This is a genomic window from Vibrio sp. SCSIO 43135 (assembly GCF_023716665.1).
Classification (GTDB): domain Bacteria; phylum Pseudomonadota; class Gammaproteobacteria; order Enterobacterales; family Vibrionaceae; genus Vibrio; species Vibrio paucivorans.
The window spans coordinates 2,424,117-2,445,317 of record NZ_CP071859.1 but is presented as its reverse complement, the minus strand read 5'-3'; the positions used below and the strand labels follow the sequence as shown (position 1 = coordinate 2,445,317).

The following is a 21,201-nucleotide window of genomic DNA, read 5'->3' as shown; positions in this document are numbered from 1 at the left end:
AAGGGAAAGTAGGTGGCCGCCAGTAAATCATTATAGTGTAGGGCGTTCGCTGTACGGCCACAGGTCAGAGGGACCATTATTCGGTGGGTTTGTTGCAACTCGTGAGTGGACTGTTCATTCAAGTTCAAAGTTGCTCAACGCATGGCGCGCATAGTAGCGATTTGGGTGTGGACGTACCGTGAGAAAGATCTCACCCCCTCCCAATAATTCAATAGCTTGTATTGATAGTTTGAGTTTTAGAGTCTGGATCACATTTGGGTCCTGCTATTTCAGTAAAAAGGCAGATATTTTATGACAGCAACGTCAATGGTTACTCCGCTTAATGCCATGACTTTTCCCTTGCACGGTGCACGATTAATTGAGGCATCGGCGGGTACAGGTAAAACCTTTACTATCGCTGGCTTATACTTAAGGTTGCTTCTCGGTCACGGTACATCCGAGACCAAACATCAGGTGGCGTTGACGGTCGACCAGATTTTAGTGGTGACCTTTACGGAAGCGGCAACCGCAGAACTTAGAGACCGAATCCGCGCTCGTATTCATGATGCTCGTCTTGCCTTTGCCCGAGGTAAAAGTAGCGACCCTGTGATTAAGCCTTTACTTGATGAGTTCAGTGACCACAAACAAGCCGCGGAGATCCTTTTGCAAGCGGAAAGGCAAATGGATGAAGCCGCGGTCTATACCATCCACGGCTTTTGCCAACGTATGTTGACCCAAAATGCGTTTGAGTCAGGCAGTCGCTTTAACAACGAATTTGTGACCGATGAGAGTCACCTCAAAGCGCAGATTGTTGCCGATTACTGGCGACGTAATTTCTATCCTTTGCCGCTGAATTTAGCAGGAGAGGTGCGTCGAATCTGGAATGCCCCGTCTGATTTACTGCGCGATGTGACTAACTACCTGACTGGTGCGCCACTGAGCTTATCTGTTGCTGCGATGAGTGGCAGTCTAGCGGACTTACACCAACAAAACCTAAAGCGTATCGATGAGTTGAAGTCGCTATGGCGAGAGCATCAGGATGACTTTTTTTCCCTGATTAGCGACTCTGATGTCAACAAGCGCAGTTACACCAAAAAGTCTCTACCAACTTGGCTCGAAGCGGTCAATGTGTGGGCGGCAACAGAAACGACAGGCTATGACTATCCAGACAAACTGGAGAAGTTTGCCCAGAATATCTTGGTTGAGAAAACACCGAAAGGCACCGCGCCGCAGCACCTTGTTTTTGAAGCGATTGATGCTTTCCTTGCTGTGCCAATCAGTCTCAAAGCGCCAATTCTTGCTCATGCGATTGAACATTGTCGCGAGATGTTGGCAAAAGCCAAACAGCAGAAACAGTGGCTCTCTTTTGATGACTTGCTGACTAATCTCTCTGCGGCTATCGATGGTGATGAATCTGAGCTACTTGCAGAGCGAATTCGAACTCTCTATCCGGTCGCTATGATTGATGAGTTTCAAGATACCGATCCCCTTCAATACAGCATTTTTAGCCGTATTTACTTGAACAACCCAGAATGTGGTTTGTTTATGATCGGTGATCCTAAACAGGCAATCTACGGCTTCCGTGGCGCAGATATTTTTACTTACATCAAAGCGCGTAATCAGGTTTCGTCGCACTTCACTCTAGGTACTAACTGGCGTTCTAGCGCAGATATGGTCAGTGCGGTAAACCAGATTTTTGAGTTGCCTTCGAGCCCGTTTATTTACGATAAAGATATTCCATTCTTGCCTGTCGACTCTAGCCCCAACGCGGATAAACGCGTTTGGACTATCGGTGGTCAAAAGCAACCCGCACTCACTTATTGGTTGCAAGATGCCGACGAGAAGCCATTACCAAAAGGTGAGTACCTAGAGGCGATGTCTAAGGCTACCGCGGATCAAATCCAAACAATTCTTACGGCTGCGCAAAATGAGCAAGCGTTTTTTGTTGATGGGAAAGGTGAAGATGGCAAAGGAGAGCATTCGATTCAGGCGGGTGATATTGCGGTACTGGTTCGAACCGGTAATGAAGGTCGTATGGTGAAAGAGGCACTCGCCAAACAAGGTATTGCGAGTGTTTATCTATCAAACCGAGACAGTGTGTTTACCTCGCTTGTCGCCCAAGATATTCAGCGTTTATTGCAAGCTGTACTGACGCCAGAAAATGATCGCGCCTTACGAGCAAGCTTGGCTTCTGAAATGTTTGCTCTCGATGCAGGTAGTTTAGATAAGCTCAACAACGATGAAAATGAGTGGGAAAACGCCATAAATGAGTTTAAAGAGTATCGTAAGCTCTGGACTCAGCGAGGTGTGCTACCTATGTTGCGCAGTGTTATGAGTAAGCGACATATTGCCGAGCGTTTACTAGAGGAAGAAGGTGGAGAGCGTGCACTGACGGATTTGATGCACATCGGTGAGCTGCTACAGCAAGCAAGCCAGGAACTCGATAGTGACCATGGTTTACTACGTTGGTTGGCTCAAGCGATCAGTGATGCACAAAGTGGTTTAGGTGGCAGCGAAGACCAAATCCAGCGCTTGGAATCAGAGCGTAATTTGGTGCAAATTGTGACGATCCACAAATCAAAAGGTCTGGAATATGATCTAGTGTTCTTGCCTTTTGTTCTCAGCTATCGTGAGGCTAGCGAAGCAAAATACTACGATGAGCAACAAGACAAAACCATTTTAGATATCACTGGGCAAGATGCTTCTTTAGCGCAAGCCGATAAAGAGCGCCTTGCTGAAGATTTACGCCTAATTTACGTAGCGCTTACCCGTGCCGTTTATGGCTGTTTTGTTGGGGCTGCGCCATTGAGAAACGGTCGTTCTACTAAAGAACCAACCGGCGTTCATCACAGTGCTATGGGGTATTTGCTACAAGATGGCAAAGAAGGGGGGATCAATGATCTCACTAATGCTATTCAACAGCACGTGGATGGGCTTGAAAGTGTGCGATTAAGCGACTTACCTGAGCCACAACAAGAGGTCTTTGTTGCCCATACCTCGCAGCAGCAAAATTTAACCGCAAGCGAGCTACAAAGTGTAATTGACCGAGATTGGCGAATTACCAGTTATTCTGGATTGGTAAAACAGAGCTCTCATCATAGCTCAGATGCCTTTACCGATTTAATGCATCTTGATATTGATTCTTCCGATGAGCACGATGAAGATGAGTTAGTTGAGCCAGAGCAATCCATCTTCACTTTCCCGCGCGGCGCTAGACCCGGTACTTTCCTGCATACGTTATTCGAAGAAGTAGAATTTACCGAGCCAAGTACTAGCGAAGCGAATACTGAGATAATCACTCATCTTCTCGACAGTGAGCAGCTAGACCCAAGCTGGCTACCGATTTTACAGCAGTTGATTGATACCGTGTTAGCCACACCACTGGATGGAAAATCTTTGCTACTCAACCAGAAAGGGCCAAGCCAACGCTTAGTTGAGATGGAATTCTTACTACCGATTGAGGTATTGGCAGCGCCCGCATTAAATCGCGTTATCCAACGTCATGATCCTTTATCTGCTAAGGCTGGTGACCTAGGGTTTTATACCGTTCAAGGTATGTTGAAGGGCTTTATTGACTTGGTGTTTGAGCATCAGGGTAAATACTATGTCCTTGACTGGAAATCGAACCACCTTGGAGACGAGGTCGGTTTCTATCACGGAGAGGCGCTAAAATCTGCCATGGCAGATCATCGCTATGACCTGCAATATCAAATCTATGCCTTAGCGCTACATCGCTTCTTACGCAGTCGAATCGCAGATTATGACTACGATCAGCACTTTGGCGGTGTCTACTATCTATTCCTTAGGGGGATGGATGGAGAAAGTGAGCATGGTATTTTCTCTGCCAAACCAAGCCTAGAGTTTCTTAACGATATGGACAGACTTATCGATGGGCAAAGTGTCGAAGCGAAAACGAATCAAGCTGGCCAGATGGAGCTACTGTAATCATGACCACTCTTATTTCTGTGCTTAAACAATTGGCAAACAAATCCAGCATCAGACAACTTGATTATCAGTTTGCCCGCTTTATCGCTAGCCAATCGCAGGGTGATCAGCTCGCTTTTATTGCAGGAGTCGTCAGCCACGAACTTGGCAAAGGCCATATTTGCCTACCGCTGTTTGATGCAGAAGGGCAGCCTGTCGATCTCGCTGCTAAGCTGGGTTTGTTTGGCGAAGCGGCGTTAGAGTTAAATCAAACGTTGGTGGCGATTGACTGGGTGTCCTTGCTCAACAATTCTTGTTTGGTTACTAAAAACTCAGCCGAAGAGAGTGAAGCTCTACCCCTGATATTTGATGGTGAGCGACTCTATTTACACCGCTATTGGCACTATGAAGTGACCTTGGCTGAGCGTTTGAATAGCTTTGGGTCACCTATGATCCTAAAGCCTAATGAAGTCCAAAAACTTTCCAATCTTCTTGAGCATCTATTTGCTCGAAACTATCGCTATCTCTTTGAAGGTATTAATAAATCTCAGCAAGAAGGTGACTCTACCCCTGTGAACCGTCAGCGTATGGTTTGTGACCATCTAGACGTCGTGGCAGAGGATAAATTAGACTGGCCTGCCATAGACCAAAAGCTCCTAGCCGCTAAGAACATTGAGCAACTTTCGGTGTTGGACGAGCTAGTCCCTTTGGCTGCTTGTGTGAATTGGCAGAAAGTCGCAGCTGCGGTTGCACTGAGTCAAAGGTTTGCCGTGATCTCTGGTGGTCCGGGAACAGGTAAAACGACCACCGTAACCAAACTACTTGCCGCTTTGATTGAGCAAGCTCAAAGCTCATCGCAGCAAAACGCTCAAGCTGAGCAGCCAACGATTAAGTTGGTCGCACCGACGGGCAAAGCAGCAGCAAGATTAACCGAGTCGATTGGTAAAGCTGTGGCTGAGTTACCTGTGGCACCTGAACTAAAACAGGCCATTCCAACTGATGCCAGTACATTACATCGATTGCTCGGTGCACTGCCTAACAGCTCAGAGTTTCGACACAACAGAGATAATCCACTTCACCTAGATATGCTGGTGGTCGATGAAGCCTCAATGGTCGATCTGCCTATGATGTACAAATTGGTCGATGCGTTACCTAAGCATGCCAGATTGATTCTACTGGGTGATAAAGATCAGTTGGCATCAGTAGAAGCGGGGGCAGTGCTAGGGGACATTTGTTCATTCAGCCAACTGGGTTTCAGCCATGGTCAAGCGGCTCAAATTGCTCGCTTAACTGGTTTTGAAACATTGGCACACACTACGAATACGCATCCTTCTATCGCCGATAGCTTGTGTATGCTGAAGAAGAGTTATCGATTTGATGCTCGCTCTGGGGTCGGTCAATTAGCGCAAGCCATTAATGCTGGTTCGGCGCAAAAAGTTGATTGGGTTTGGCAGAAAGATTTCTCTGATATCGCTAAGTTTCCGATTGATAGCCAACACTACAATCAAATGGTGCAGACTATGGTTGCCGAGTATAGCCATTACCTTAAGCGAATTGATGTGCAGCAACTCGATTCAGTAACAGGCGAAGTCGAAACCATGGCGAAGCGGGCCAAAGCGGTATTGGATCAGTTTGCGCGCTGTCGCTTGCTGTGTGCTATTCGAGAGGGCGACTTTGGTGTTGCTGGGCTTAATCAGCGTATTGAACGTGCACTGGCAGCTAAAAAGTTGATTCAAACCCAAGACGAGCTTTGGTATCACGGTAGACCTGTGATGGTGGCGAGAAATGACCACGCATTGGGTTTGTACAACGGTGATATTGGCATTTGTATGTTGGATGATTCGGAAAGCGAGCCAAGATTAAAAGTCTTCTTCGAACTGCCAGATGGTAGCGTTAAGTCAGTGTTACCAAGCCGAGTACCTGAACATGAAACCGCTTATGCGATGACGATTCATAAATCTCAAGGGAGCGAATTTGAGCATACGCTGATGATTTTACCGCCAGACTTTACTCCGATTCTGACACGTGAGTTGATCTACACAGGGATAACGCGGGCGAAGAAACGTTTGAGTTTATACGTCGATGAGCGAGTGATGAAGCGTGGAATTAAGGTTCGAACTGAGCGAGCGAGTGGTCTGATAGCTAGGCTATCTGCAAAACCATAGTACAGTGAAATTGTGAGTGTTTAATGGGAGTAGCAAGTGAGTAACCATCCCTGGCTACGTAATTTTTATGATGGCTGAAATGCGTTAGTGAAGGAAATACTTCTGATTTTGTAGCGCTCTTGGTAGTTCAAGATAAAGGCTTTTAAGCCTTCGCTAACTGGAAAAACGCAGTGCACATCTAAGCCTTCAAGGAACTGGTTATCAGCCATATCCCAGAAACTCTGGACAGAGTTACAAACGATGGTTCTCATAGACAACTTGCTCATTAGTGACGTTCTAAAGGCAATCCATGCGGGCCTAACTGAGTTAGGCAAAGAGTCCAATGACCCCGAAAGGGAGCTCCTCATTGAGGAGCTCAAATTCTAACCAATCAGCTATATGAAATAAAGTGAAGATTTGTCAGCTTTAAGTTTGTAATCGATTTCTTTCGTCTCATCGATAAGACTTTCACGATAACTCTTCTCAGACTTGTAGTGCCAAGATCTTAGAGCGCCTTTGATAGTTGTATAAGCTTTGTTTAGTCATTGGTAGAGATTCGACCCCTATTTCAAAGAAGCCTTGTTCTCTGAACCAATGCAAGCTGTGGGTTGTTAGCACGAATATTTGATCGATACCTTGAGATTTAGATTGATGCTTCATGTGTTTTAACAACAGTAAGCCACGGTTCCCATCGCGGTACTCGGGGTGGATGGCGACGCACGCCATTTCAGCCATACGGTCTTCTCTATAAGGATACAGTGCTGCGCAACCTATGATTAGCCCGTCTTTTTCGATAATGGTGAACTGATGCACTTCTTGTTCTAGTTGTTCCCGTGAACGCCTTACCAATACACCTTGCTCTTCTAGTGGCCTTATAAGGTCGAGTATCCCGCCGATATCGTCAATTTGCGCCTGGCGAACTTGTTCTGCGCTTGCCATGACCATTTGAGTACCGATACCGTCGAAAGAGAACAGTTCTTGAATGAGAGCGCCATCTTCTTTGTAGCTGATTAAGTGGCTACGTGGCACACCAGCACGGCACGCAGTAGTTGCAGCACGCAAGAAGCGAAGCGTACCCGAAGCGTTATCATCGTTTTGGTTACGGTCGTTTTGCAGGCGCTGAGTGATTTTTTCTGCCTCTTTAGGGAACAGTTCAGCAATAGCATTACCGTTTTCGTCGATGATCCCTTGCTCGGAGCAGAACCCGATGAGCTTGTCGGCCTTAAGTTTGATAGCGACTTGAGTCGCCACTTCTTCAGACAATAAATTGAATGAATCGCCTGTCACAGAGCTAGCAATTGGCCCCAATAAGACAATTGAATTTTGATTCAATGCTCGATTAATGCTTTCTATATCAATTCTGCGAATGCGCCCACTGTGGCAGTAATCTATCCCGTCATCTATACCTAAAGGTTGAGAGATAACGAAATTCCCGCTAACGATATTGAGCTGAGTGCCGGCCATTGGGGTGTTATTGAGGCTCATTGAAAGACGAGCCGTGATAGAGAGTTGGAGTTGTCCCGCAGCTTGCATTACAAGTTGTAGGGCTTTCTCATCGGTGATGCGAACCCCTTTATGGTATGGGGTAGTGTGAGCGTTAGCTTGTAGTATCTGATTAATTTGTGGGCGAGCACCGTGAACCAAAACAATTTTTACACCAAGGCTATGAAGTAGTGCTAAATCACTAATAATGTTGGTAAAATTATTGTCTGCAACGGCTTCACCACCTAGCATGATCACCATGGTCTTGCCTCGGTGAGCGTTGACATAAGGAGCGGATTGACGGAACCCTTTAACTAATGCGGTACTACGAATTTTCAACGTAACGTGCTCTTATTGAATTTATATACGATAATATTGTCTTTTTATTCATTTGTGGCAAGTGTTTTTTGAAGGGAGTGACGAATAACAACGTCGTAAAATCACCGCGCTCTGTCATTCGTTGGCCCAGTTAGCGTATAGTGTCTGGCTCGGTAAGTTTTTGTATTTGTAATGGTGTCAATACCAAGAGGTTTTAATGGCCGGAAGTGCTTCAGATAAGCGTACGCCAAAAAGTAAGAAAAGATGGTTAGAAATCAGTGTGCTAGCTGCAATTGTAGTGGTGCTGGGCTTAATGCTCGCAACCTTCGGTTCACTTTACGACAAGATTTCACAATCGTTCTGGCCACCACAAGAGAGCGTTTACGGGACTTGGGTTGAGCAAGATGTAGCAGGATACGCGGCTCAAGAGATCATTATTGGTGCTGAAGGTATTTTTATTCAAGGCGGGGTTGTCTCTACAGAATTTGTCTTTGACGGAAAATTTCTTAGCTTTACTACTGGTGAGGGCTCGTTTAAATATGAAATGCTTAACGAACAATACACTGAAATGCAGTTAGCCACAGACGCTTATTATCAGCCGACCTTCCGTTTGTTAGAAAAACACAAAAATAACCTTCGTTAACAAATAGGTAATTGAGATTTAGCCTAGAGTTTGTCATCCTCGCTGTATCATTTAAAAGGGATGACTTTCGTGATTAAGCCTCTAGTACCCATTTTCATCACAGCCCTGCTCGCGGGCTGTGCTCAACCTACCGATAGAGCTCAGCAATATTTAGATGAAGAGTTCACTAACACTTTAAATAAAGTCACCTCCGTTGATTCAGATAAACCGCAAGATTTTACTGAGTTCCAAAGACAATCTGAAGAAGTTATCAACAACTCGCCGTCTATGGCGAAGATTTACCAACCACTGTATGAGCGGATCAGTGAGTGGGCGCTTCAAAGTGGTGATACATCCGAACTCGCTCAGTTTGGTATTCAAACTGCGCAATTGGGTGGCGGAGATAAAAAAGGTAATGTGTTATTCACTGGATACTTTTCCCCAGTGATGGAACTTCGTCATACGCCAAACGAAAAGTTTAAATACCCTGTATATGCCATGCCGGATTGTGAAAGCGATTGTCCAACTCGCGCTCAAATTTATGATGGAGCGTTGGAAGGGAAGGGGCTAGAGCTTGGCTATGCAGCGAATATGATTGACCCATTTCTAATGGAAGTACAAGGCAGTGGTTTTGTTCACTTTGAAGATGACGATACGTTAGAGTATTTCGCTTACGGCGGTAAAAACAATAAAGCTTACGTCAGCATTGGTAGAGTATTGATTGAGCGTGATTTAGTCCCACGCGAAAAAATGTCGATGAAGGCGATTAAAGAGTGGGTTCTAGAGAACGACGAAGCGACGGTGCGTGAACTGCTTGAGCAGAACCCATCATTTGTTTTCTTTGAACCGAGAGCTGATGCGCCAGTAACAGGGTCGGCAGGTATTCCGTTACTGCCAATGGCATCGGTAGCCGGTGACCGCTCTATATTCCCTATGGGAACCCCAATTCTTGCAGAAGTGCCACTGCTCAATACTGATGGTACTTGGAGCGGCGCGCACCAACTAAGGATTTTGATCGTGTTGGATACAGGCGGTGCGGTGAAAGATAACCACCTAGACCTTTACCATGGTATGGGGCCAAGAGCTGGAACTGAAGCGGGCCATTACAAACACTTTGGCCGAGTCTGGAAGCTAGGGCTTGAAGATTCTCCAACACAAGCCCCTTGGGCGTTACCACCGGAAAAGTTACAATAACCATCGGTGAGGATCTCATCTAGACTTTTTAATCAAGAGTGCGTATAAATCGCACTCTTCTTTTTTGTACTGAGCGGACAATCAATATGCGTGAACTCGACTCTCCTGCTTCTGAAAATTACGATCAACGATTCGGTGGTACTCGCAGGCTTTACGGAAATAGTGAAGTGGAAATACTGCGTGCAGCTCATGTTTGTGTCATTGGCATTGGCGGAGTTGGTTCCTGGGCGGTTGAGGCCTTGGCGAGAACGGGCGTAGGTGAGTTAACCTTAATTGATATGGATGACGTGTGCGTGACTAATATCAACCGTCAAATCCATGCGATGTCAGGGACAGTTGGCCAGAGCAAAATTGAAGTGATGGCCGAGCGAGTTAAGCTTATTAACCCAGAATGTAAAGTGAATCTAATTGATGACTTTATAACTCCGGACAATCAACACGAGTACTTGAGCAAAGAGTACGACTATGTGCTTGATGCGATCGATAGTGTAAGAGCGAAAGCCTCTTTGCTAGCGTATTGTCGCAGTAACAAAATAAAGGTAATTACGACAGGTGGTGCAGGCGGCCAAGTTGATCCGACTCAGATTAAAGTCGCTGACTTGACTAAGACTATTCAAGATCCACTCGCTAAGAAGATCAAAGACACGTTGCGTCGTCATCACAACTTTCCAACCAATCCAGCACGTAAATTTGGCATTGAGTGCGTTTTCTCTACTGAGCAGTTGAAATACCCTCAGCCTGATGGATCTGTATGCGGAGTAAAATCAACAGCAGAAGGTCCTAAACGCATGGACTGTGCAAGTGGTTTCGGTGCTGCAACGGTTGTGACTGCGACGTTTGGTTTTGTCGCCGTGTCGCGTATAGTCGAAAAGCTTATCCAAAAATACAGCAAGTAATATTAGCGGAGCAGATGATGTCGAATTTTCCTCAATCTCCATTTGGGAGCGATATTTCTTCGCAAGATATCGCTGAAACAATGCAAGCCTTTAAAGGCTGGGAAGAGCGCTATCGCCAAGTGATCTTGTGGGGGAAAAAACTTCCCAAAATGCCAGAAGAGCTAAAATCTGATCAAGTAACAGTATCAGGCTGTGAAAGTACGGTTTGGCTAGTGAGTGAGAATATTGATGGAAAATGGTACTTTTGTGCCGACTCAGATGCTCGTATTGTGCGTGGATTGATTGCAATTGTATTAGCCGCATATGAAGGCAAGAGCAGTGAAGAGATTGCTGCTTTCAACATCGATGAATACTTTGATCTGTTGGGGCTTGTTGCCCATTTAAGTCCATCTAGGGGAAATGGGCTGAAAGCGATCGTTGAGCAAATCAAACTTGCGGCAAGTCTATAACGATACGAACCTAGAGCATCACAACCCCATAACACCACAAGGTAATGTGACTCATTCACGGTAATTGAAATACACAAGGTTGGCACTGTGCCAACCTTTTTTATTTGTCGCTATTGCAGCAAAAGTTTTAAAGCATATCGACGGCTTTTTCTATCGCTGAAACTAGGCGTAGTACATCTTGCTGAGTGTTATAGATACCAAAAGATACCCTCACGGTTCCTTTGACTCCTAGGGCATCCATTAAGGGGTGAGCACAATGGTTGCCGGCGCGGACAGCAATACCTTGTTGATCGAGTAGAGTGGCAATATCTTGGTGATGAACACCATCTATGACGAAGGTGAGCACGCTCGAGTTGGGTTGATAGCCCAGAATGTCGATGTCTTCTATGTTGCTCAGTGCTTGGTAGGCTGCATGTTGTAACTGATGAATATGCTGTTCTACATCAGAAAGATTAAACTCTTTATACCATTCAATGGCTGTAGCTAGAGCGATGGCGCCTGCCACATTTGGAGTGCCAGCCTCAAACTTACCTGGTAACTCGGTAAACGTGGTGCCTTCGAAAGAGACGGATTCGACCATCTTCCCACCCCCATGCCATGGTGGCATGGCATCAAGCAAAGCAAGTTTGCCATACAGCACGCCAATGCCGGTCGGGGCATACAGCTTATGGCCGGAAAACACAAAAAAGTCAGCATCCAGCTGAGATACATCGATTTTTTCGTGGACAATGCCTTGTGCACCGTCAATAACTACCACAGCATTGTGACGATGGGCTATAGCGATGACTTCTTCAATCGGCTGCCTTGTGGCGGTCACATTAGTGGTGTGTGCTAGGGCGACGATCTGGGTTTTCTCTGAAATGGTTTGCTCAAAAACGCCTAAATCAAATTGGCAGTCAGACGTCATTGGAACCTTAACGACTTTTGCGCCAGTCTGCTCTGCGACGATTTGCCATGGAACAATATTGGCGTGATGCTCCATTTCGCTGACGAGTATTTCATCGCCTGGCTTGAGTGTGTTTCGAGCATAGGTCTGAGCAATTAGATTTAGGGCCTCTGTTGCTCCTCTAGTCCAGATGACCTCTTTTTCAGACTCTGCTCCGATAAACTTAGCGACGGTTTTACGAGCTTGCTCGAATTGGCTAGTAGCATTGGCTGTTAAGCTATGGCTGCCGCGATGAACATTGGCATTTTGAGCACTGTAATAACGGGTAATAGCATCGATGACGACTTGCGGCTTTTGTGTGGTTGCCGCGCTATCCAAATAGACCAAAGGTTCTTGATTTACTGTTTGGGTGAGTGCAGGAAATTGCGCACGTACCGAGCCAACATCAAACATTATTCATCACCAAATTTATGATAGTGAAGGGTTGGGTTAGGGATCATTGGTTCAGCGACATTCCATGCATGCTCTTTACCTGAAAGGTAGATAATGATTTCGACGGCGAACTCAAGCGCTGTACCAGGCCCTTGGCTGGTAATTAGGTCGTGATTGACGTCAATAGTCACTCGTTTTGCACGCCACAGCTTCTCATCAATATGAGATTGAAAGCTAGGGTGACAGGTCATGAGCGCGTCTGGGTAAAGGTTATGATGCTTCAACACCAATGCTGGTGCCGCGCAGATTGCAGCCACTAAACGTCCGTCGTACATTTGTTGCTTAACGATTTCGACCAACAGTGTGCTGTCTCTAAATGTTTCTGCACCACCGACACCACCTGGTAATACAACAGCATCGAATTCATCATCAGCGACATCGACCAGTTTACATTCCGCAGTCAGTACAATCGAACGAGAACCTGTCAGTGTCAGTTCACCTTCAAAGTCTGCACTAGCGACAACAACTTCATAGCCTGCGCGTCTTAGAGTATCAATGATGGTGATGGCTTCCATTTCTTCAGTGCCGGAAGCAATAGGCACTAAAATTCGTTTGCTCATTGGTGAGTCCAATCTCGTTCTAGTTTTTGTATTTTGTCATAGAGGCGCTGGTTTTCTGGGGTCGTTATCCCGTGTTCGCGCGCTTTCTTTAGTAAATAGCCAGTAATAAAGTCTATCTCGGTTTTTCGGTGATAGAAAACATCTTGATGCATTGAAGATAGGTTATCGGCGGTATTGTGAATGACTGACTGTACGCTTTTGAAAAGGGTTGCATTACTGATAGCGTAATCTTCCGCTTCCATAACCAAAGTAATTTCATCAACGATGTTTTTGAGTACTGGCTGATATGCAGGCTGCGCGAGCTGGCCGTTTTTACAGCCTTCTATGGCGGTAAGAGGATTGATGGCACAATTGATTGCAAGTTTAGTCCACAATGCCAGTTGAATATCAGGGTTCCAGACTACGCTTGGCAGCGCATGATTGAGCACTTCTTGGATAAACTGGCACTTTTCACCTTTAAGATTGTAACCGCCAACTTGTGTGCTTCCATGACCTGTATGCAGTACCTGATTAGCATTAGGCTTGTATGCTCCATGAGTGGTGGTAGCCAGTAGTAAAGGTTGCTGGAGTTGGCCCGCCAACTCATCTATTGCTCCCATACCGTTGTGCATAACCAGTAACATGCATTCTGGATGAATATGAGCGATTAAAGGCTCGAGGGCGCCTTTTACTTGCCACGCCTTAACGGTGACGAGAATAAGGTCAGCATTTTCGACACTTTCTGCCTTTCTGTTCTCAAATTGAATACTGGGTTGTTCATCAAGCTGAATGCTAAGATGGGGAGCGAGTTGATTGCCCCAGATAGAGACATTGTGCCCGGCTTGCTGGAGTTTCGTAGCCCATAGTGAGCCAATTGCACCGGGGCCAAGTACCACAATATTCACTGTATAGCCTCAATAGATGATTTGTGGCAAGGATAATGCGAAGCGAGCCTAAAGCAAATGAAAATGTTTGGAAAGTAAGGTTAAATTCTAATAGCCAATAAAAATGGCGCCATTCGGCGCCATTTTCTGATACTACAAGGTTCAATTAGAACTTGTAAGTTACAGCTACGTAGTGACCAACACCTGAAGAGTCAGCCGTTGCGCTTGAATCCCATGGTAGAGGCTCGCCATCAGCAAAACCGTATACGTCGTTGTATAGTTTTAGACCGTAGCCAACCGCAAAGCGATCTGAGTGCCAGTAGATACCGTTGTACATTGCACCACCGTGGCTAGACTGAGAGTACTCGTCTTGCATACCGAATTGGTAATCGATGTAACCTTGGTAAGAGATGAATGAACCGTTCTCAAAGAAGTAGAATGGCTTGAACCAGTTAGTAGAGATTTGGAAACCGTTCCAATCTTTAACACCTGAATCGTATACACCGTAAAGGTTAAGACCCATTTTGCCGAACCAAGGCATATCGATGTCAGAGCCTAGACCTACTTTTTGTAGGTTTACGCCATTTGGACCGCCATCCCAGTTGATTTCAGACGCGATGTAAGTCTCAAGAACAGGACCGAAAGATAAGTCTTTACCAGTTGCTGCATCTAGAGACATACGCGGTGCAAACTTCATAAAGATTTTGTCTTTACCAGATTTGTCGCTGCTTGAATCTGAAGTTAGGTTGAATACATCAACGTAACCGTAAAGATCGAAGATACCTGAACGACCACCAAATTCCATTTCTAGGTAATCATGAGTAGATTCGTATGGACCTTTCTCGTTGATTGCACCCATTAGGTTGAATTGAAGCCATTTGTAATCGTTTTTGTGAATATCGCCGTCAGAGTAATCTGCTGCCATAACTGGAGCTGATGTTGCTGCTAACAAGCCAAGAGCTAGAAGTGATTTACGCATAATGGGACTCTCTATGTTTGTATGCTTATAGGCGCTTATCCGTGCGCTACGCTTATCCGAATGACGCGCATAATAGCGATAAAAATCTCAATTAAAAGTGATAAAAGGTGCAAAAATAAACAAATATAGTGATCTAGATCTCATTAGCGATTTATTTAGGGGAACTAAATTCAAGTTGCATTATTTTGCATTGTTATTGTGATCTCTGTTGGTTTTTGGGGTGGGTTTTATGAAATATATGGTTATCGATTAACCAACAATTTTAGTTACTACGACTATATGTCTGAATAGAGTAAAAAATCTATCAAATTAATGTGAGATTGGTTTTATTATTTGTTTGGTGAATTATTTGGTCCGTACAGTGAAAGTAAAAAGCGGCTTGTAAGCCGCTTTTTATTACTTTTCAGATTCTATGGGGTGGTTAGGTTCAGAATCTCGAGCTCTCGCTTGTTCAAGCAGATTACTAAAGTAGTGCCGTAACGAATACAGCATGATCAAACTTGGGATCACCATTAATGCGGTAATGATGAAGAACAGTGACCAGTCGTTTAAGTAGTCCGCAAGCTCACCGCTAAATGAAGCAAGCGTGGTTCGCCCAAAGTTACCGAGTGAGGCGAGCAGCGCGTACTGAGTGGCAGAGAATGCTTGGCCTGTAAGTACGGTTAAGAAAGAAACAAAGGCAACCGTAGAGAATGCTGTCGTAAAGTTATCGACGATAATTGTTGCAAGGAATAGGTGTTCATTTGGACCTACTTTCGCGATCCAAGCAAACATTAAGTTGCTCGCTGCCATAGCAACGCCGCCGATCATTAAGCCTCTCACTATGCCGAACTTAACGTTGAACATGCTGCCAACGAGAGTGAAGAATATTGTTGCTCCCCAGCCAATCAACTTCGAATAGTGGCCGATTTGCTCGTTACTGAAGCCGACTTCTTTATAGAATGTAATCGACATTCGGCCCAAGAATGCTTCACCAATCTTAAACAGAAACACAAACAGCAAAAGTGTGATGGCGACTTGTACGCCGTTGCGCTTAAAGAAATCTAAGAAAGGTTCAACTACTGTGACACTTAGCCAAGCTACAAGTTTCGAGCTGACGACTTTCTCGTGACGTTGCTCGGCTTGTGCCTGAAGTCGTTCACGTTCAGTCTTAGGTTCACCTACCAGTAAAGTAAATACCATTAGAATCGCAACGAAAATCGCCATCCCATAGTAAACACCGTTCCAGCCAATTGAGTCAGCATTAATAAAGGCAACATAGCCTGGTAAGGAGTAACCAGTCCACCAACCAATGACAGCCATGGCTGATGCTTGAGGGAGTTTGTTCGATTCTGACTTAGGAAAGGTATCGATTCGGAAAGCGTCAATGGCGATGTCCTGAGTTGCCGATGCTGTTGCAATAGCCAACGCCAACATAGAGGTGAACATCAAGTTGTCTGCAGGATTGACGCCCGCAATAAGCAGGGTACATACCAGCACGAAAGATTGGCACAAGAAAATCCAGCTTCGACGCTGGCCTAATACAGCGTGTAAAACAGGAAGCTTTACACGGTCTACTAATGGCGCCCATAAAAAATTAATGGCGTATACCGCAAATACACTTCCAAAGTAGCCGATGGCTGCACGTGTTAGGCCTGCATCTTTGAGCCAGCCAGACATATTCGAGCCAATCAGAACCCATGGAAATCCGCTCGAACACCCGAGCATGAAAACCCACATTAGGCGACGGTCTAGATAACTGCGTAGGGTTTCAACCCAGGATAATGATTGGGCATTTTGAGACATAGAGCCAAGTCCTTATGAAATAAAAAGGCTCTGGCAATATCCAGAGCCTTGGAGGGGCTACTTAATCACGCTGATGTTGGTGATAACTATCGGCTCGACAGGAACGTCTTGCATGCGGCCAAAAGAAGAAGTGGGTTTACGAGACATCTCTTGAACCACTTCAAAGCCTTGAGTTACTTGACCAAAAACGGCGTAACCAGCATTAGCACCTGATTGGTTCAGGAAATCGTTGTTCTTGTAGTTAATGAAGAACTGGCGACTTGCACTATCAGGATCGTTAGTACGAGCCATAGCGATGGTCGCGGTATCGTTTTTCAAGCCGTTAGAAGCTTCGTTTTTGATACTAGAATAGGTCGGTAAGCGGTCCATCTTTTGGTTAAAGCCACCGCCCTGTGCCATAAAGCCAGGAATCACGCGATGGAAGACGCTACCAATGTAGCTTCCGTCTTCAACATACTTGATGAAGTTCGCTGTTGTAATTGGCGCTTTTTGGTCGTTAAGCTCTAGCGTGAAAGGGCCAAGGTTGGTTTCAACCAACACTTTTGGGCCTGCCAATACCGAGCAGCTCACTAATGCTAGGGTAGAAATAATAGTGCGAATCATTAGAAACGCTCCGCCATGTACTCTTTCAGCTCACGGTCATTAGCAATTTCTTTTAGAACAAGATTGACAACATCGTTCAGCACTGTCGCGATTTCTTCGTTAGAAGCGCTCAGCATTCCAGAGCGAGTCGCTGTGCCATTGTAGGTTTTTACAAGTTTGCCTTTCGGTGTTTCAGCCGTGATTTCAATGGTGACTTTGCCATCCATTTCGTTTTCCATCACGGAGTGTTTTACCGTTACTAGGGCTTCTTGAATTTCAACTTCAACCGAGTTTTCACTGTTTACAGTGCTACGGAAACCTTGGGAACCAAATTGCTCCAGGAGAGCGTTTTCCAAAGAAATACGTACATTTTGCTGAGCATGCAGAGGTTCGATGTTTGAACGACCACTATCAACTAGCGCTACATACTGAGCCGAACGAACGTCTTTACTGGTTAAGGTATACGAGCTTCCATCTACAAGGTCACTGCTGCTAAGCACGGCTTTAGGCTTAAAATTGATTTGTTCTGGTTGAGGGGCAGAACACGCAGTTAGTAGCGCTATAGATGCGGCAAGAACCAGTTTTCTCATGGTGTTTTCCTTTATCATGCTCTCAAGACTGTAGAGATATTTGTATGTAGATAATAGTGAACTATTTAGTCGCTTGTAAAATAACAAATTTCTTATTGGAAGCGACAGTCGATACTTGCGACTTTCCGAATAGTCGAGATAGTTTCCCATCGTAGCCGAGGTGTCGGTTTCCGATAACAATTAATTGTCCACCTTTGGCAAGAACATGCTTTGCATCACAGAACATCTGCCATGCAATGTGATCCGTAATAGCTTGCTGCTGATGGAAAGGTGGGTTGCAGACAACTAAGTCGGTAGAGTTTTCCTCAAAACCGTCTAAACAGTTATTCGCAACACATTGATGCTGTTGAGCTTCGCCTAGGTTGTCTAGCATGTTTTTTTGAGCGGATTGAACCGCCATAAAACTCTCATCTACACTTGTGATGTGTGCGTTCGGATTAAGCTGAGCCAATTTTACTGATAGAACACCATTACCACAGCCTAAATCAATGATCTTTAGTGACTTATCTGTGCTCGGTAAATGAGGCAAGATAAAGCGTGCACCTAAGTCCAAAGACTCGCCAGAATAAACATTAGGGAGATTACTTAGCCGAATATCTTCTCCATCAACTTTCCATTCCGTTATTGGTGAAACAGGTAGAGAAGTTCGGCTGTTGGCTTGTGAAAAGACTAAACGATGCTTCTTCCATGCTAATGATGTTTTTGTCTCACCTAAGTACTTCTCAAATAGCTTCAGAGTTGAAGTATGGATCTCTTTGGCCTTATTCACAGCTATAACAGGCACATGGGAAGGAAGTTGTTGACGCAGTTGAGACAATATCCAAGTTAGATGCCTGTTACTCTTAGGCAGCTGTAATAAGACCAAATCAATCGAATCCGGAATAGCGTCCATACATGTTATATAGTGAATCGGACGGCAATGATTACGCTGCAAGTTTTCGTTAGTCCCTGTGTGTGCGAGAAATGAGTCGCTCATCAGGGTGACATTGTGAATGTTGGAAAACCAGCAAGAAAGAGCGCCAAAATGATCGTTGATAATCAGAATGTTTTGATTGGGTGCCAAGTCCAGTTCTTCTACGTGGTTGATCAGGTATTCATCACCTGCATCCCAAGCTTGAAGTGTTTCGTTGGTTCGAACTGGGTAACGATATAAAGTTAGATTACGATCGTGAAGAGAGAGCTCAATGTTCATATTGGTCAAAGTTATTAGTGTTTGAAGTCGTCTAGGGATGTTCTACATCATTGTCGCAAATGGAGCGACAACAAGAAACCAAAACCTTTTTCTCTCTGGTTTTGCGGAGTAAGATGACTTTATTATTTCGCTTATGTCAGCCTTAGACGTAAGCTATCGAATTGAGGAACAGACATGATTCAAGAAATTGTCGAACAAAAGCTAAGCCAAGCTTTCTCTCCTATCGAGCTAAAGGTGATGAATGAAAGCTACATGCACAATGTACCAGCAGGGTCTGAGAGCCATTTTAAAGTTGTAATTGTAAGCACTGAGTTTGAAGGTAAACGCTTGATTGCACGTCACCGTGCGGTCAATCAAGTATTGGCAGAGGAATTAGCGGGCGGAATTCACGCGCTCTCTATGCATACCTATACAGAGGAAGAGTGGGAAAAAGAAAAACAATCTTTCCCAGACAGCCCTATGTGTATGGGTGGTGGAAAATAAGTTTGAGAAATTGAGAAGGGTAGCGTTTGCTGCCCTTTTTTGTGTCTGTTTTTTGTTCGCTTTATTAACAGTGTTTCAACAAATGAATGTTACAAATTGTTTGTTTCCATTTGTTTAAAATGATTACCGAATAGAAATACCTCTAAAGAGTAAGGGAATAGGGGTTTGTGCGATGCTTCAAACTTATGACTATTCTATAGCCTTTATTCTTCAAAACCTTCGAAATAAAACGAGTTATCAAGTTATTGGTCATGGCATCAGGTTGAGAAAAAATGCTAGACTATCGCACCTGATAAATCTCACTCAAATTTTGTGATGAGATAATTAATAGGATGTTGCGATTTTGATGTTTTAAACAGCATCAAAACCGGACACTAGTGTCGTGTCTAAAAGTTACGCAATTAAAGAATCTTTTTCCCGATAAAGTAGTGCAAGTGCGTATGATTACAATAAAGAAGGGTTTGGACCTTCCTATCGCAGGAACTCCATCCCAGGTGATTAATGATGGTAAGACCATCAATAAAGTCGCCTTGCTTGGCGAAGAGTACGTTGGCATGCGTCCTACGATGCATGTTCGCGTAGGTGATGAAGTAAAGAAAGCTCAAGTTCTTTTTGAAGATAAGAAGAACCCAGGCGTGAAATTTACTTCACCAGCAAGCGGTAAAGTTATCGAGGTTAACCGTGGCGCAAAACGTGTCCTACAATCCGTTGTGATTGAAGTGGCAGGTGATGAGCAGGTAACGTTCGATAAGTTTGAAGCAGGTCAGATTGCGGGTCTTGATCGCGAAGCGATTAAAACTCAGTTAGTTGACTCTGGTCTTTGGACAGCTTTACGTACTCGTCCGTTTAGCAAGGTTCCAGCAATCGATTCTACAACTCAGGCGATTTTCGTTACTGCAATGGATACCAACCCATTGGCAGCTGACCCTGAATTGATTATCAACGAGCAGTCAGATGCTTTTGTTGCTGGTCTTGATGCTCTTTCTGCATTGACTGAAGGCAAGGTTTACGTATGTAAGTCTGGTTCTAGCCTTCCTCGTTCTGGTCAATCTAATGTAGAAGAGCACGTGTTTGATGGCCCTCACCCAGCTGGTCTAGCTGGCACCCACATGCATTTCCTATACCCAGTGAATGTAGAAAATGTGGCGTGGAGCATCAACTACCAAGACGTTATTGCGTTTGGTAAGTTATTCCTAACTGGTGAGCTTTACACTGACCGTGTTGTTTCTCTTGCAGGTCCAGTTGTAAACAATCCTCGTTTAGTCCGTACAACGCTAGGTGCTAGCCTAGACGATGTAACAGACAACGAGTTGATGCCAGGCGAAGTTCGTGTGATTTCTGGTTCAGTGTTAACTGGTACTCACGCAACGGGTCCTCATGCTTACCTAGGTCGTTACCACGTACAGGTTTCTGTATTACGTGAAGGCCGCGAGAAAGATCTGTTCGGCTGGGCTATGCCTGGTAAGAACAAGTTCTCTGTTACTCGCTCTTTCCTTGGTCACATCTTTAAAGGTCAGTTGTTCAACATGACAACAACGACTAACGGTAGTGACCGTTCAATGGTTCCAATTGGTAACTACGAAAAAGTAATGCCACTTGATATGGAACCAACATTGCTACTTCGTGATCTATGTGCAGGTGATACTGATAACGCTCAGCGTTTAGGTGCTCTTGAACTAGATGAAGAAGATTTAGCACTGTGTACCTTTGTATGTCCTGGTAAATACGAGTACGGCGAACTACTTCGTGAATGCCTAGATACAATTGTGAAGGAAGGGTAA

Annotated in this window: 18 protein-coding genes; 8 read left to right on the top strand and 10 right to left on the bottom strand. The window is 44.9% G+C overall.

Annotated elements, in window-relative coordinates; genetic code table 11:
- The first annotated feature begins 291 nt into the window (after positions 1-291).
- Both recB and recD read left to right on the top strand, forming a co-directional pair.
- Positions 292-3,924 carry an exodeoxyribonuclease V subunit beta gene (gene recB, locus J4N42_RS10940; protein WP_252027943.1) on the top strand — a complete coding sequence of 1,211 codons (3,633 nt, stop codon included), beginning with the start codon at positions 292-294 and terminating at the stop codon, positions 3,922-3,924.
- 2 nt (positions 3,925-3,926) lie between these two features.
- A complete protein-coding gene (gene recD / locus J4N42_RS10935; protein WP_252027941.1) occupies positions 3,927-6,068 on the top strand; it encodes an exodeoxyribonuclease V subunit alpha in 2,142 nt (713 codons plus the stop codon).
- Positions 6,069-6,133: 65 nt separating this feature from the next.
- On the opposite strand, the gene J4N42_RS10930 is transcribed toward recD, so the two are convergent.
- The gene (locus tag J4N42_RS10930; protein ID WP_252027940.1) at positions 6,134-6,319 is read right to left on the bottom strand and encodes a hypothetical protein; all 186 of its coding nucleotides are present in this window, start codon (positions 6,317-6,319) and stop codon (positions 6,134-6,136) included.
- A 211-nt stretch (positions 6,320-6,530) separates the two neighbouring features.
- The gene (gene argA, locus J4N42_RS10925; protein WP_252027938.1) at positions 6,531-7,868 is read right to left on the bottom strand and encodes an amino-acid N-acetyltransferase; all 1,338 of its coding nucleotides are present in this window, start codon (positions 7,866-7,868) and stop codon (positions 6,531-6,533) included.
- A gap of 196 nt (positions 7,869-8,064) precedes the next feature.
- On the opposite strand from argA, the gene J4N42_RS10920 reads away from it, so the two are divergent.
- The 4 genes from J4N42_RS10920 (at position 8,065) to csdE (ending at position 11,008) form a co-directional block, all read left to right on the top strand.
- The gene (locus tag J4N42_RS10920) at positions 8,065-8,490 is read left to right on the top strand and encodes a DUF2850 domain-containing protein (RefSeq protein ID WP_252027936.1); all 426 of its coding nucleotides are present in this window, start codon (positions 8,065-8,067) and stop codon (positions 8,488-8,490) included.
- 69 nt (positions 8,491-8,559) lie between these two features.
- Positions 8,560-9,663: a murein transglycosylase A gene (gene mltA, locus J4N42_RS10915; protein WP_252027935.1), complete on the top strand. Its 1,104-nt coding sequence runs from the start codon at positions 8,560-8,562 to the stop codon at positions 9,661-9,663.
- An 86-nt stretch (positions 9,664-9,749) separates the two neighbouring features.
- The gene (tcdA, locus tag J4N42_RS10910) at positions 9,750-10,559 is read left to right on the top strand and encodes a tRNA cyclic N6-threonylcarbamoyladenosine(37) synthase TcdA (protein WP_252027933.1); all 810 of its coding nucleotides are present in this window, start codon (positions 9,750-9,752) and stop codon (positions 10,557-10,559) included.
- A gap of 17 nt (positions 10,560-10,576) precedes the next feature.
- Positions 10,577-11,008, top strand: coding sequence for a cysteine desulfurase sulfur acceptor subunit CsdE (gene csdE / locus J4N42_RS10905; RefSeq protein ID WP_252030826.1), 432 nt, complete (start codon positions 10,577-10,579; stop codon positions 11,006-11,008).
- A 127-nt stretch (positions 11,009-11,135) separates the two neighbouring features.
- On the opposite strand, the gene csdA is transcribed toward csdE, so the two are convergent.
- From csdA to J4N42_RS10865, 8 genes are all read right to left on the bottom strand, one after another.
- On the bottom strand, positions 11,136-12,347 hold the full coding sequence (gene csdA / locus J4N42_RS10900; protein ID WP_252027931.1) for a cysteine desulfurase CsdA: 1,212 nt from the start codon (positions 12,345-12,347) through the stop codon (positions 11,136-11,138).
- Positions 12,347-12,946 (bottom strand): DJ-1 family glyoxalase III, encoded by a 600-nt coding sequence (locus J4N42_RS10895; protein ID WP_252027930.1) that lies wholly within the window; start codon positions 12,944-12,946, stop codon positions 12,347-12,349. The genes csdA and J4N42_RS10895 overlap by 1 nt, the downstream gene beginning before the upstream one ends.
- Positions 12,943-13,830, bottom strand: coding sequence for a 2-dehydropantoate 2-reductase (gene panE / locus J4N42_RS10890; RefSeq protein ID WP_252027928.1), 888 nt, complete (start codon positions 13,828-13,830; stop codon positions 12,943-12,945). Before panE ends, J4N42_RS10895 begins: the two co-directional genes overlap by 4 nt.
- Positions 13,831-13,975: 145 nt before the next feature.
- On the bottom strand, positions 13,976-14,788 hold the full coding sequence (locus J4N42_RS10885) for a nucleoside-specific channel-forming Tsx family protein (RefSeq protein ID WP_252027926.1): 813 nt from the start codon (positions 14,786-14,788) through the stop codon (positions 13,976-13,978).
- 396 nt (positions 14,789-15,184) lie between these two features.
- Entirely contained in the window at positions 15,185-16,573 is a 1,389-nt protein-coding gene (locus tag J4N42_RS10880; RefSeq protein ID WP_252027924.1) for an AmpG family muropeptide MFS transporter, read from the bottom strand.
- A gap of 57 nt (positions 16,574-16,630) precedes the next feature.
- A complete protein-coding gene (locus J4N42_RS10875) occupies positions 16,631-17,176 on the bottom strand; it encodes a peptidylprolyl isomerase (protein ID WP_252027922.1) in 546 nt (181 codons plus the stop codon).
- A complete protein-coding gene (locus J4N42_RS10870; RefSeq protein ID WP_252027920.1) occupies positions 17,176-17,745 on the bottom strand; it encodes a YajG family lipoprotein in 570 nt (189 codons plus the stop codon). The genes J4N42_RS10875 and J4N42_RS10870 overlap by 1 nt, the downstream gene beginning before the upstream one ends.
- Positions 17,746-17,806: 61 nt before the next feature.
- Positions 17,807-18,937 carry a methyltransferase gene (locus tag J4N42_RS10865; RefSeq protein WP_252027918.1) on the bottom strand — a complete coding sequence of 377 codons (1,131 nt, stop codon included), beginning with the start codon at positions 18,935-18,937 and terminating at the stop codon, positions 17,807-17,809.
- A 174-nt stretch (positions 18,938-19,111) separates the two neighbouring features.
- Here J4N42_RS10865 and bolA point away from each other — a divergent pair, with 174 nt between their 5' ends.
- Together bolA and J4N42_RS10855 are read left to right on the top strand one after the other, a co-directional pair.
- Positions 19,112-19,420, top strand: a complete 309-nt coding sequence (gene bolA, locus J4N42_RS10860) for a transcriptional regulator BolA (protein WP_252027916.1) — start codon at positions 19,112-19,114, stop codon at positions 19,418-19,420.
- Positions 19,421-19,860: 440 nt separating this feature from the next.
- Positions 19,861-21,201, top strand: coding sequence for a Na(+)-translocating NADH-quinone reductase subunit A (locus tag J4N42_RS10855; protein ID WP_252027914.1), 1,341 nt, complete (start codon positions 19,861-19,863; stop codon positions 21,199-21,201).

Bases quoted from the DNA above. Each gene is read 5' to 3' on its own strand.
- recB (WP_252027943.1), top strand. From the start codon at position 292: ATGACAGCAACGTCAATGGTTACTCCGCTTAATGCCATGACTTTTCCC.
- recD (WP_252027941.1), top strand. From the start codon at position 3,927: ATGACCACTCTTATTTCTGTGCTTAAACAATTGGCAAACAAATCCAGC.
- J4N42_RS10930 (WP_252027940.1), bottom strand. From the start codon at position 6,319: ATGAGAACCATCGTTTGTAACTCTGTCCAGAGTTTCTGGGATATGGCT.
- J4N42_RS10920 (WP_252027936.1), top strand. From the start codon at position 8,065: ATGGCCGGAAGTGCTTCAGATAAGCGTACGCCAAAAAGTAAGAAAAGA.
- tcdA (WP_252027933.1), top strand. From the start codon at position 9,750: ATGCGTGAACTCGACTCTCCTGCTTCTGAAAATTACGATCAACGATTC.
- csdE (WP_252030826.1), top strand. From the start codon at position 10,577: ATGTCGAATTTTCCTCAATCTCCATTTGGGAGCGATATTTCTTCGCAA.
- csdA (WP_252027931.1), bottom strand. From the start codon at position 12,347: ATGTTTGATGTTGGCTCGGTACGTGCGCAATTTCCTGCACTCACCCAA.
- J4N42_RS10895 (WP_252027930.1), bottom strand. From the start codon at position 12,946: ATGAGCAAACGAATTTTAGTGCCTATTGCTTCCGGCACTGAAGAAATG.
- J4N42_RS10885 (WP_252027926.1), bottom strand. From the start codon at position 14,788: ATGCGTAAATCACTTCTAGCTCTTGGCTTGTTAGCAGCAACATCAGCT.
- J4N42_RS10880 (WP_252027924.1), bottom strand. From the start codon at position 16,573: ATGTCTCAAAATGCCCAATCATTATCCTGGGTTGAAACCCTACGCAGT.
- J4N42_RS10875 (WP_252027922.1), bottom strand. From the start codon at position 17,176: ATGATTCGCACTATTATTTCTACCCTAGCATTAGTGAGCTGCTCGGTA.
- J4N42_RS10870 (WP_252027920.1), bottom strand. From the start codon at position 17,745: ATGAGAAAACTGGTTCTTGCCGCATCTATAGCGCTACTAACTGCGTGT.
- J4N42_RS10865 (WP_252027918.1), bottom strand. From the start codon at position 18,937: ATGAACATTGAGCTCTCTCTTCACGATCGTAATCTAACTTTATATCGT.
- bolA (WP_252027916.1), top strand. From the start codon at position 19,112: ATGATTCAAGAAATTGTCGAACAAAAGCTAAGCCAAGCTTTCTCTCCT.
- J4N42_RS10855 (WP_252027914.1), top strand. From the start codon at position 19,861: ATGATTACAATAAAGAAGGGTTTGGACCTTCCTATCGCAGGAACTCCA.